8 protein-coding genes and 1 pseudogene are annotated in these 12,189 nt (G+C 64.6%); 6 read left to right on the top strand and 3 right to left on the bottom strand.

Going from position 1 to position 12,189, the window contains the following annotated elements:
* Positions 1-245 precede the first annotated feature (245 nt).
* Positions 246-446: a hypothetical protein gene (locus ACLJRL_RS29450; protein ID WP_410659570.1), complete on the bottom strand. Its 201-nt coding sequence runs from the start codon at positions 444-446 to the stop codon at positions 246-248.
* A 255-nt stretch (positions 447-701) separates the two neighbouring features.
* Between ACLJRL_RS29450 and ACLJRL_RS29455 the strand changes: the two genes are divergently transcribed.
* The 4 genes and pseudogenes from ACLJRL_RS29455 (at position 702) to ACLJRL_RS29470 (ending at position 6,345) form a co-directional block, all read left to right on the top strand.
* A complete protein-coding gene (locus ACLJRL_RS29455) occupies positions 702-3,203 on the top strand; it encodes a hypothetical protein (protein ID WP_410659571.1) in 2,502 nt (833 codons plus the stop codon).
* Positions 3,204-3,642: 439 nt separating this feature from the next.
* Positions 3,643-5,184: a hypothetical protein gene (locus ACLJRL_RS29460; protein ID WP_410659572.1), complete on the top strand. Its 1,542-nt coding sequence runs from the start codon at positions 3,643-3,645 to the stop codon at positions 5,182-5,184.
* Between the two features lie 680 nt (positions 5,185-5,864).
* Positions 5,865-6,005: pseudogene (locus tag ACLJRL_RS29465) on the top strand (NUDIX domain-containing protein); the annotation flags it as partial.
* Positions 6,006-6,075: 70 nt separating this feature from the next.
* Positions 6,076-6,345, top strand: coding sequence for a hypothetical protein (locus ACLJRL_RS29470; protein WP_410659638.1), 270 nt, complete (start codon positions 6,076-6,078; stop codon positions 6,343-6,345).
* A gap of 133 nt (positions 6,346-6,478) precedes the next feature.
* Here ACLJRL_RS29470 and ACLJRL_RS29475 read toward each other — a convergent pair whose 3' ends face one another.
* Positions 6,479-7,774 (bottom strand): hypothetical protein, encoded by a 1,296-nt coding sequence (locus ACLJRL_RS29475; protein WP_410659573.1) that lies wholly within the window; start codon positions 7,772-7,774, stop codon positions 6,479-6,481.
* Between the two features lie 858 nt (positions 7,775-8,632).
* On the opposite strand from ACLJRL_RS29475, the gene ACLJRL_RS29480 reads away from it, so the two are divergent.
* Both ACLJRL_RS29480 and ACLJRL_RS29485 read left to right on the top strand, forming a co-directional pair.
* Positions 8,633-8,887, top strand: coding sequence for a hypothetical protein (locus ACLJRL_RS29480; protein ID WP_410659574.1), 255 nt, complete (start codon positions 8,633-8,635; stop codon positions 8,885-8,887).
* Between the two features lie 1,270 nt (positions 8,888-10,157).
* A complete protein-coding gene (locus tag ACLJRL_RS29485) occupies positions 10,158-10,301 on the top strand; it encodes a hypothetical protein (protein WP_410659575.1) in 144 nt (47 codons plus the stop codon).
* A 468-nt stretch (positions 10,302-10,769) separates the two neighbouring features.
* Here the strand turns inward: ACLJRL_RS29485 and ACLJRL_RS29490 are convergent, their stop codons facing one another.
* Positions 10,770-12,005: an LGFP repeat-containing protein gene (locus ACLJRL_RS29490; RefSeq protein ID WP_410659576.1), complete on the bottom strand. Its 1,236-nt coding sequence runs from the start codon at positions 12,003-12,005 to the stop codon at positions 10,770-10,772.
* Between the last annotated feature and the right edge of the window lie 184 nt (positions 12,006-12,189).

A 12,189-nucleotide genomic window follows, 5' to 3' on the forward strand; every position in this document is an offset into this window, starting at 1 on the left:
CCGGTCGGTGTCGTCGGCGACGTCGTCCTCGAGATGAGATGCTGCAGGTACCTTGCGTCAAGGTATTCGGCCAGCTTCCGGCTCGTGGCTGCTTTCCGGCTGCGCAGGGCATCCGCGCCGATCCCGTCGGCCAGCGCATCCACGGTCGCGGCCGTGGATGCCCAGCGGCGCTGCGCCGACTGCTTGGTGATGCCACCGGCCCCGGCGCCGATCTTTCAGATCGCGCTGTGTGAGCTGTGTCGGCGTCACAGCAGTTCGGCCTGGTGCAGGCGGATCGCCGCAGCGATCAGACCGCTGCTGCCGAGGATGGCTCCGAGCAGGATTTTCAGCAAAGTCACGGCGCGGTGGGCGCGTCGATGGTCGTTGGTTGTGAGTGTCACGGCCGCGGCGGCGCCGGCGGCGGTGAGAAGTACCAGGGCGATGAGGGTGATCAGCGGCGTCCACATGCTTTAGGTCCTGTTCTTGAGAGGGTCGGGAGTCCGGCCTGTCCGTGCTTGCCAGCGACACCGATCAGCCTCGGAGCCTGGGATGGGGTCCGGCACGGGGTCCGGACGGACCCGGACGGCGTTGCGTGGGCCGTCAGGGGACCGGCCGGGTCATCAGTAACGACGTGGCGTCGTCGAGAGACTGAGTACGGTGTCCGGCGGTGTCCGGTGGCCGTCGCCGGACGGCACAGCCGCGGAGAATGGAGTGTGGTCAGCATGAATCTGGGGGAGATCACCACACTGCGCCAGCTGGCTGACGAACTCGATCAGCTGCGCAGCACCCGGGGGATGTCGCTGCGCGATCTGGGGAAGGCCGCAGCGAAGCTGCCGAAGCAGAATGGGCGGCAACCGACTCTCCCGCATTCCACTGCCAGCGACCTGCGCAACGTCAAATCCGTGCCACAGCAGGAGACAGTGGTGACGTGGCTAGCCGTGTGCGGTGTCACAGAGGAGGCAGTGCAGCGGCCGTGGCTGCAGGCGCTGGAGCGAGTCGCGAACTTCCACCAGCAGCGCCCGCCAGGGGCAGTGCGGGTCCGGGATGCGCGACCGCGCGTGCTGGGCGTGCACGCCTCGATCCAGGTCGACCAACTCGCCCGGTGCGGCCCCGCCACGTCCGGCAGGAATGAGTTGCCGCTGTACGTGCCGCGGGACTTCGATGCCGACCTGCGCACGAGGATCACACTCGCCGGGCAGCAGGGTGGGTTCGTCCTAGTGACCGGGGATTCGTCGGTGGGGAAGACCCGCGCGCTGTTCGAGGCGGTGCGGGCGGTGCTTCCGGACTGGTGGCTACTGCACCCCGGTGAGGCCGACGTGCTGCGGGAATTCGCCGGACAACCGGCGGGCCGGACGGTGGTGTGGCTGGACGAGCTGCAGGACTACCTCGACTTCCATGGGGGCGTGCCGGCGGGAGTGGTCCGCAGGCTGATCGAGGCGGGTGTGGTGCTGGTTGCAACTTGCTGGCCCGACAAACGCACCAAGCGCGTCGCGCTACCCGCAGACGGTGAACCGGACCCCGACGCCAACGACCGGCGGCTGCTCAGTCTCGCCGACGTGCTGACCGTGCCTGGCACGCTCAGCATTCACGAACGCCGCCGCGCCGAGGACCTCGCCCAGACTGATCGCCGGATCCGGGTCGCACTCGACACTCCCGACGCCGGCTTTACCCAGGTGATCGCCGCAGGCCCGGAACTGATCCGCCACTGGGACCAAGCACCCGCCTACGCCAAAGCGGTCATCACTGCCGCGCTCGACGCCCGCCGCGTCGGCGCCCACGCACCCCTCACCCGCGACTACCTCGAAGCGGCCGTACCCGGATACCTCACCAACCGGCAGCAGGCCACCCCACCACCACACTGGCTCGACAACGCTCTGGACTACGCCACCGAACTACTCCACGGCGCCACCGCCACCCTCTGCCCCGTCGCCGCCGGCATGGGAACCATCGCCGGCTACCAGGTCGCCGACTACCTCCACCAGCACGCCCTCCGCGTCCGCCGTACCGAACACCTGCCCGATACCGCCTGGCACGCCCTGATCTGCCACCACCATCCCGACGACGCCCACAGCATTGCCAACAACGCCGACCTCCGCGGCCGCGACCACGAAGCCCTCACCCTGTACCAACGACTCATCGACAACGGTTACGCGTTCGCCGCCGTGCAGTTAGTTGACCTGCTGGGCAGGCAGGAGGCGGTGGAGCGGTTGCGCGAGCTCGCCGACAACGGCGACGAGTTCGCCGCCGACACTTTGGCCGCCTTACTGGCCAAGCAGGGAAAGGTAGACCACCTGTGCGAGCGTGCCGACAGCGGCGACGCGTTCGCCGCAGCGCGGTTAGCTGAACTGCTGGCTGAGCAGGGGGATGTGGAACAGCTGCGCGAGCGCGCAGACAAGGGCGATTGGCCCGCCGCAGCGCTGTTGGCTGCCCTGCTGGCTGAGCAGGGGGATGTGGAGCGGTTGCGCGAGCGCTCCGACAACGGCGGCTGGCCCGCCGAAACGCTGTTGGCAGAACTGCTGGCTGAGCAGGGGGACGTGGAACAGCTGCGCGAACGCGCAGACAACGGCAACGGTGACGGGTTCGCGGCAATGCGACTGGCTGATCTGCTGGCTGAGCAGGGGGATGTGGAACAGCTGCGCGAACGCGCCGACAGCGGCGACGGATCCGCCGCAGCGCGGTTAGCTGAACTGCTGGCTAAGCAGGGGGATGTGGAGCGGTTGCGCGAGCGCGCCGACAACGGGGACAGGCCCGCCGCAATGCGACTGGCTGATCTGCTGGCTAAGCAGGGGGATGTGGAGCGGTTGCGCGAGCGCGCCGACAACGACGACTGGCCCGCCGCAGAGCTGTTGGCTGATCTGCTGGCTAAGCAGGGGGATATGGAACAGCTGCGCGAGCGCGCAGACAATGGGGACAGGCCCGCCGCAGCGCTGTTGGCTGATCTGCGGGCTAAGCAGGGGGACGTGGAACAGCTGCGCGAGTGCGCCGACAACGGCGACGGCTTCGCCGCAAGCCGACTGGCTGATCTGCTGGCCGCGCAGGGGGACGTGGAACAGCTGCGCGAGCGCGCAGACAACGGCGACGGCCTCGCCGCAATACGGCTGGCTGAACTGCTAGCCAAGCAGGGAATGGTAGAGCAGCTAAAACAGGAAGTCGCTGCGGGAACGGCAGGCGCGGCCGACGCTCTGCGTCACGCACAATCACGCGTGCCGACCCGTGACGGTTGACAACTCACACCGTAGAACTATCCCAAGCGTAGAAGATTCGCTGCGCCGAGCGAGTCGCGATCGGCGCAGCGAAAGGAGCTGATCAAGAACACTTCGCCGCTATGTCTCAGTGTGCGTGGCGGGCAGCCATGCGATCCGCCGCGTAAACTGAGATCCGCCACTTTGACTGAGACAGGACAGGGTCGGTGATTCATCTGATGCAATACGCGGTACTTTACTGGTAACGACCCGTTTTCCTCTGAACGGTATTCGAGGCGCCGCAACAGAGCCCGACCTACGCCTCGACCACCTCCATGTACCAGCATGTCGCGAGCCAAGTTGACGCACTGCGGTGTATAAATCGTCAATGATACTGTTAACAGCCGGGCAGGCAGAGGCTCTTGTGCAACTCCGGGCGTTACTTGATCAGGCGCGAAGCTCGGCTCGTACGACAACGGCAGTGGGGCGTTTGACCGCACTTGTACTACTCGACGCTGTCAACGAGCGGGCTGTACACCTCGCCGTGCAGACGTTGCCAGACGTCGAGGTCAAGCCGCGAGACACTTTCGAAGACATGCATAATAAGGTTAAGAACTCGCTTGGTGTCAAGTGGGACGTTACACGAAGTGGCTGGGCGGACGTACGCACCTTGCATCGGTCGCGCAATAGTGCGCAGCATGAGGGTGTGGGGGCGGACCCAACGCTGCTTCCCGGCTGGAGCATCGCAACAGAGAGTTACACTAATTCAGTCGTAGCTGCGGTTTTTGATATTGAGCTTGGCACTGTTCACCTTTCCTCCGCAATTCAGACTTCGGAACTGCGCAGCTACCTTCAGTCTGCCGAAGAGTTGCTCGATCAAGGCAAGGCAGGCGAGGCCCTTGGCAAGGTTGACGCGGCATTTTCTCCCGCCTTTCAAGAGTGGCTGCAAGTTCATGAACGCGCTGAAGGTGGACGATCGCGGATTTCATATGAGATGAAGAAGGCAGGACTCGACAAAATCGTTACGATTGCCCGCGATCTGACGGCCGCGCAGGCTTTTGCAACCGACCCTGGCGAATACGTATGGTTTTCCGAGTTGCGGCAAGCGGGCAGTGCGATGGTGACCGTAGAGGAAGTCAACCGTGCACTGGTCTTCGTATTCTGGTGGATTGTGCGCTGGGAAGCGGTTAATGCAACTCTCGTATCGAATTTCGATCGAGCAGTTCGCCTCGACGAACAGCGAATCCGCGCGATATCCCGTGAAGTACCGTGGCAGTCAGCGCGAATCAATGCCCTCCATGCTGTCCCCATGCAGAATTACGGGGGCTCTCGGGTCTCGTTTGATATTGGTAATCTACCTGCCGAAGAAGACCGCCGCGCGGATTGGTCAATCGCTATCAGGGAGAAACTAAAGACGGTCGATGTCGTCGGCGTCTCACAGTGGCAATTTACATGGCCGTCTGAGATTTCCGCTGTCGCACTGCATGACGCAAACACGGATGTACTGATCGCATCAGTGCTTGAGCTGCTACGCGACGCAGAGTCTGACGTTATCGCCGCCGCCGAACGACGTGCCGAAGAGACTGCCCGCGAGCAAGCTGAACGAGACGCATATGAACTTGAATTCGCGCGACACCGAGGCGAGTTCCCCGATTGGGTCGAATCGGCCTTTCTTTCCGCCGAGAAACTTATTCTAAATGGAGAGGTTCAATCTCGTCTTAGACTGGAAGTAGATGAGTCGATTACTCGCGTATACAGTGAAGCAAGCGCGCTCTTGCGCGAACGCGACGTGACCATTCGCTACTCTTATAACACGCCGACGATATTTGAAGTGTCGCCGGAACTTGCGATCAGCGACCTAATTGCCGTATTGCGAGGCATAGACTCGGAAATTTGCGCCAAGGCAACAGAAGCGCAGCTTCTGTTTAACGAGCAAGCTGCGGCTGCTGCTGCCGCAGAGGCGGCTCATGAAGCGCTTCAAGCGAACCTGATAGAGTCGATCAAACGATCGGCCTCCTCTTAGTAGCTGCACTCGCGACGAATGCGCCACACTGCTCAGCCCGCGCCTGGCGCGGCGCGTCGCCGTATGCCTCGACGTCCTCCGCGCCGGCCGGACGGCCGATCTCGTGAACGGGTTCGACCCACGCGGGCACAGCGAGACCTCCTAGCCAAGCTCACCACCAGCGTCACCCTGCCCGCAGCCCAGCTCCACAGTGGAGCGCGGGGTGGCCGAGCAGTTCGATCCCGGGACCATGGGCGGGATACTGCGTCCACCCGAAGGCCTGTGCGGGTACGTCGCCGGTTTCGGCGTTGGCTGCGCGTGGCGTAGCGGTTTCAATAAGCGGTGGTCAACGGCCGGCGTCGTTGAACTCTGCGAGACCAGCAGTGAACTGATCGATGCGGGTCCAGCGGATCAGCTACTAGGGAAGGGGGAGCGGGTTCCTCACAGGCCAGAGCGGGACGCTGAGTGGGGGCGGCTGGTTTGTTCGCGGTGTGGGCGGTCACGGTCGCCGCGGTAGCCACGCCCTCTGACGGTTTCTGGAGCCTACGATCCCGGCGTCACCTGATCAGGTAGCTCCTTCCGGAGAGCACGCCGTTCTTGTCGGTGGGCCCAGCGACACTGGGCCGGTTGCCGACAGTCGTGGCGACAAGACTGCAGAGCCAGGGGCACCGAGTGATCAAAGAGTCCACCGCGACCGTCTCATGTTCGCCCAGATCGATGACACCTGGAACCTCGGACTGATCGCGTCTGAAGCAGTGGATGAACCCGGAGGGCACGTCGAGAACGAGAATGCGGCTGATGCTGCACTGCGCGAGGTACTGGAGGAAGCTGGCCGTCACGCCGAACTTCTCAGGCGCCGGGCTGCCACTGCCGGCGCGTTACCCCGTGCCAGAAGTAGTCCGACCATGGTGGATGAACGAACTGGCCGTGCCCGCCGACAGTCACACCCCCGAGCCGCATATTCACGTCGATCACCAGTACCTCGCCATCGCGCCACGGCCGGTGACGCTGCTGGTCACGCCGGAACACTCGTACCACTGGCGCCGTGAGGTCGACCTCGACAACCTCGACATCGTCGCCGACACCAAGATGCTCGCCGCGATGCTGCTACCTCAGATGACGCAGATCGCCGCGGCCTCACGGCCGCATTCTCTGGACGGGAGCCGTGAAACCGCGAGCTGATCCCGGACCTCGGGGGACCTTCGATGTCTGGACCCGGTGCCGTGGCTGCCACGCCGACGCTTCCGCTGGAACACGACTCTCTACGATGCCGAGACGTGGAGAGGTCCGGCGGTGACCGCGTGGGAGCCGGTCGTCAAGTTTTGTCGTGGTCGGTGACGGCACGATGCGACGCAGGGTCCGGCCCGGCGGCCAGATGCCAGTCGTCTTTGCCGGGTGGCCGGCCATCGTGGAGGAAATTCAGCGCCGCAACCGGGTCCCGCAGTAGTTCGCTGTGCTTCTCCATGACGGCTGCCTGCATCTCGCTGACGGTGAACACGACAAGATCACCCGCTTTCTTGATCATGACGATCGATCCCAGGCGGACGACGGCGTTCTCCTGCTCCTTCACGACTGCGTGCAGCGCGGCGACGGCTTCGGCCTTCGCCTTGTCGATCTCGGCCTGGCGCTTGCCGAGCGCTTCCAGTTCCAGCGCGCGCTCCAGCTTCGCCAGCCGGTCCCGCACCGGTTCGGAGTCGGCGACCTCGCGACTGCGGGCCCAGAAACGCTGCCACCAGGAACCGCGGACTGGGGGCTCCTCGACCGCGACCTCCAGCCCGAACTCCCGCAGCACGCGCACGACCGCGTCTTTCAACGCCGTGCCTTCGTCGGCGGCGGTGTAGACCGACACCGGCGCCCATAGCCCGGCAGCGGTCATCGACTGCGTGAAGGTGCTGAAGTCGGTGGCCACCCAGGTCGGCCGGACACCCTCGCCGGCAAGGGCCCCGCGCACCTCGTTGGTGAGGTTCTCGCGCCACAGCATGAGTTCCGAGCCCAACTGGCCAAACATTGCGGTGAACTCGACGCGCATTAGATCGGAGACAGTTCCGGTGACCTCGCCGGCTACCTCGGCCGCCACCGACGGGTTCATGTCCCGCTGCGCGACAGCGTCCCGGACCACATCCTGGAGCATGTCCTGGAATTCGAGCAGGGGGACGCGCAGCAACGGGTCGGACCCCCGCGACAATTCCAGTCCCATCTTCACGGACCTGAAGGTCGTATCCAGGCGCGTTACCTCTCTCTGCAGGCCCCTCATTCCCTGCTGCTCCGCCTCTACGCCCCTCAACTGGCGTGCTACCTCGCCATGGACCGTCTCCAGCCGCAGCAACGCAAAGACCGCGAGGCAGACGGCTCCGGAGAGCACAGTGAGCCAGCTGAGCCGGCCTGTCGTCACAGCGAGCAGCACCGCGCCGCCCAGCAACAGCAGCGGGCCCACCACCACGGGAGACCACATCGCGATCTCCCTGATAAGCAGCAGAACCGGGTGACTTGGGCGAGGCGGGCGATAGGGGCCGGGGGAGCGGACCGGGAACGAGGCCCTGAAGGTCGCCCCCGCCGCGCTCAGCACTCCGAGACAGAAGAAGATCCAATTCGCCGTGTCGGTCGTTGTCACAGCGAGCGACTGTACGCGCACGCACGATCAGTGTCTGCAGAATCGATCGGCAACAGTCCACTGCTGGTACCTCCGACGCCACCCGACCTTTGTTTCACTGATTCGCTGTCCACTACCACGTAGCCCACAAGGTCAAACTGATCCCGCACCTCAGCGGTCGCCGGCGGCACGGCCAGCTGACAAACGAATCTTGGCAGCAGGACGCCATCGTCAAGGACGCGTTCGATCGAACACGCCACGAGCCCGTCTACCCAGCGCCGCCTTCTGTCGTGAAAGGAACAGCTTCAACCGCGTTCTCCGAGACATCGGCGGGCGGACATACGGCTTGTACCGCTCAAGCCGAATACCGTCTTTAACGGCATGACGGAGCTCGCCAAGCGAAGCCCTCACAGAGCGATACTTGGACTTGTCGACATCGCTTAGGTCGTGCCACAGCGATATGATCGCTTGGCAGCTGCTCTCAAGGTCGTTCGCACGTGATATCACCAGGTCGGTGCCGATAATCTCCAGCCGCTCAACCTCTCGCCTGATGCGGGCGAGAGCTGCCACCCCTTCCTCGTCGCGGGCCTCATCGGGCGCGTCGATGTATCGGTACCGATACTTGACGATCAGAGCAACCTGGTCCGATATTTCTATGTAAGAGTCACGAATTTCTCGGTCCCATTGTCGTCGATCTTCTCTCGCGAGTTTTCTTTCGGTCACTGACTGATGTGGAGATGAAGGCGATGAGCGCACCCGTCAACAAGAACGCCCCGGCGATTAACGGCACACCCCACCACGGCGCCGCGTCTGCAGGCGGCTGAAGCGGCGTGTTCGAGACCGCCCAAGCGAACATGCTGTCCTCCTCTCCCCCAGCTGTTGGTCGCGAGAGACCGCGACCAACAGCAAGTCGCTGCCTCGCCTCTGGCGTTACGCCGTCCGCTGGTCACGCGCTATGTCGGCGAATTGATCAAGCGCTGGCCGGGCCTCAATCCCGACGCTGATGACGACGAAGACGATATTCCATGGACCAACAGTCCCTTGATCAACAATGCCAGCGGTCCGCTGTTCCACTTCGGCATTCACCTGCTTGACGCCGTGGTCGCAGGCGGCGGCGCCAGTCGACGGGGGTAGACCATGTGGTCGTGCGAGGCCCACCCCGCAGATCGCGAACGCAGTGGGCCAAACCGGCGGTTGCGGCCCTACGGTGGAGTCATATTCAGGGACGCCTCCCAGTAGTGGCCCACACCTGCCCTCCGGCCCCGTTTGCCTCTCTGACCGGCGGCGACGTGAGCCGGGCTGATCGCGGAATCCGTCGATGCGCGATTATGTGATAGTGCGAAATTGGACACTTCTGCGACGTGATTCGGCAACGCTGCGGCGGATCGTCGGCATCGCATAAGCGGTGACTTTGCTGAATGGGACAGTCTGCCGGAAGGATGGAATCGCCATGTTGCCGCATTGAATTGCGCGGACGCTGCGCGACTTTCGCGAAAAGGGCGAAGTCGGTATGATTGCGTCTGTGCAACTGAACGGCCGCCGAGTGCTGGTAACACTCGTGCGGCCGCTCAGTCGCACCAGCGAGGGGCTACCGGCTACCTGCGCGCCCACCTGGCGACTATCCGGAGTCCGATTGCCGCGAGCCTGGCAGCCTTGGCTGCCAGGCTCGCGCCGTCGTGCAGGAGCTCCACCGAAGTGGCTCCTACCTCCAGAAACGTCGCCAGAGCCTCACAGCTCCGCGCATACCGCTTCTGAACTCGACGGTCCTCGTTGTCGGCACCTCGACTGCCCATCCATCACTCCCGGTTCCCGACCGGGCAGGGCCGCCCCGCCGGATGCGGAGCTGGTCACCCCGCACCGGCGCCGCGCACGGGAGTCGCCCGGAGCGGGTCGGCAGAGATGGTCAAGCAGATGGTGCCTGCGCGAAGAATACCGCAGAACCCGACGAGTGGACCATTCTGCCGATAAGCGTGCGGCACCAGTCCGGGGCATGCCTAAGAATGCGTCACCGTGCACCATCCACAGTGGAGACGCTAGGTGGCAGTGAAATACTGGGCCGCGACCCGGACTGCCCCGAATGGGCTATCTGTAGTTGAAATGTTTACTGCCGTGCAATCGGACAAACATTTCCCGATACGCAGTCCGCGTCGAGCTCGTGACCAGTGGTTTCGTGCGTGCCCGTATGGGCATCGTTGCGGAGGCGCAAGCGTCCGTGACGCCTCAAGGAGTGTAAGAGCGGCAGATTCCGCCGGTCGCGGCGGTCGCTAGGGTTGCCCGGCTCTCCGTGCTGACCGGTGGTGGCCACTGCCCTGGTGAAGTCAGGGCTCGGTGGGCCTGCGATGTCGCCGTCGGAGGCAATCACGCAGACCTAGTGGGCAAAGTGGGGATGCTCCCGCGTAGCCAAGTGGCAGTAGCCGCACGACGTCGTGGCCTCACCCTGTCCGTGCTCCCCGGCGCGGAACAGGCCAAGAACACGGCGGCGCTCGCGCAGCTCCGGGGCGGTGTTCGTTGCCTGTTCCGCCATGCCGAGCGGGTGCGCTCGGCATGAACCGAATTGACGTCGGTCCCGATGCGATGAGCCTGATCGCGTTCGTCGGCCCGCACCCACCACCACCACCACTGGTGGGCTCCGAACCGGCGTTGTGGAGAGGGCACGACCTGGCCACACGGAATCGAGCGCACGACCGCGTCGAGCGCGAGCGGCCGGTCGACATCGGCCAGATGCCGCGATCGACTGGTGCCCTGGTGCACCGAGTGGTCACGAGCGCCCTTTCGGCCGGCGCCACGTGGTGCCGTGGTCGCCGACCGCGATCCAACCGCACTCGATGCCGTCGCGGCGGTAGCGCCGGGTGCGGTCGGCGGTCTTATCCAGGGTTTGCGGCTGAGCTGGATTCCAGTGGGGTTCGTGTAGCGCTGCGCCCTGGTGTGCAGAACTGGCGGATCTTTCGGATGGCCAGTTCTTTCCCAAGCCGGACAGTGGCTCTCGTACTCGAGGGTGCCGACCCGGCGTCCGGGTCTATGAGGTGGTGAGGATGGGGGCGGTGGCTCCGCGGTTCCAGGTGATGGTGCCGTGTTGGAACGCCTGGGTCCATCCGGTGGGGGTGGGTTGTTCGTCGGTGGTGGGGAAGCCGAAGCGTCCTTGTTCCCAGCCGTTCTGGCGCCAGGTTTGCCGGATGGAGCCTTGCACGGCGTGGGCCTCCTTGGTCTGGTCGCTGTAGTAGATGGAGGTGTTGGCCGGGCCGTTGGGGTCGAGGTGGTTGGCTTCGGTGGGCGGGCCGAAGTGTACGTAGGCGCCGGCGCCGTTGGGGCCCGTGGCGTTGGGGGTGGGGCTGAGGTCGGTGAGGGGTTGGCTCTGCCAGGTGGTACGGCCGAGCGCGACCCATTTTTCCCGGATGGGCCCGTAAAGCGCGTTTGCGCGGAAGTAGGAGAAGCCGAACGGGTAGCTTTCGGGGTTCCAGTAGATGGATCCGCCGTTGCCGCCGCCGGCGGCGGGGTTGCCGGTGAAGTCGGCGTACCAGCCGCCGCCGGGGGCGGTCGCCTGGCTGGTGGTGGGGTAGCCCAGCGGCCCAGAGGCGCCGCCGGTTTTGAAGTAGCGCTCGAGAACGCCGCCGTAGATCGCGCGGGCGCCGGTGGCGGCGGTGTAGTAGATCGCGCCGTATTGGTAGTACTGCTCCCATCCAACGTTCTCGGAGGCTTCAGCAGCGGACGGGTTGGCGCGGTGTATGCGTCCGGTGGGCTCGCCGAGGAAGAAGTCGGCTGCCTCGTCGGCGGCAAGCCGTTGCCGTTCGGCGGTGACCGCGGCGTAGCCCCGTGCGGTGGCGGCGCTGATCAGCCGAAGAGCGGACGCGGCCGTCTGTTCTTTGCCAGCCCCGACCGCGGTCCAGCCGCCGAGGTCGATGTCGACGGCACCGGCGGCACCGGAGCCGTCAACGAGGGTGACGGTGATGGGGTGGGCGTTGTCCCCGGCGAGGAGGTAGGCGCCGGGGACGTCGATCTCGTATTCGCCGAAGTCGTCTGGGATCTTGAAACACACCGGCCGGCCATCCCCTGTCGAGGACTTCACCCGCACCACGTCGGTGCGCCCGGCGCAGCTCACCGGCTCCAGCGGTGTCGGGTCCGCGACGGCCACGGCCGGCATGCTCAGCCCCATCAGGACACACACGGCGATCACACCTATCCGAGACGCGCGCAACACCATTTCCCCCTCAAGTAATGCAGTTAACCGGGCCAGCGTCACGGAAATCGCGTACAACAGCCCACGAAAACCTGGCCATACCCGCGCGCCATCTTACGGCGCCATCGATCCATCGAAAGCAGGTGGATATCTGTTACATCCGTCCCTCGAGAGGCGGCGTTACTGTCCTTCGGGAGCTAATGGAGGTCGACAACAGGTCGGCTACTGCATCTTCCTGCCTGAGCGACTAACCCTTGGCGGG

It is taken from the genome of Amycolatopsis sp. lyj-112, from assembly GCF_046549055.1.
Lineage (GTDB): Bacteria > Actinomycetota > Actinomycetes > Mycobacteriales > Pseudonocardiaceae > Amycolatopsis.

Excerpts from the sequence above, each read along its gene's own strand:
- ACLJRL_RS29450 (WP_410659570.1), bottom strand. The coding sequence starts at position 446 with ATGTGGACGCCGCTGATCACCCTCATCGCCCTGGTACTTCTCACCGCC.
- ACLJRL_RS29455 (WP_410659571.1), top strand. The coding sequence starts at position 702 with ATGAATCTGGGGGAGATCACCACACTGCGCCAGCTGGCTGACGAACTC.
- ACLJRL_RS29470 (WP_410659638.1), top strand. The coding sequence starts at position 6,076 with ATGAACGAACTGGCCGTGCCCGCCGACAGTCACACCCCCGAGCCGCAT.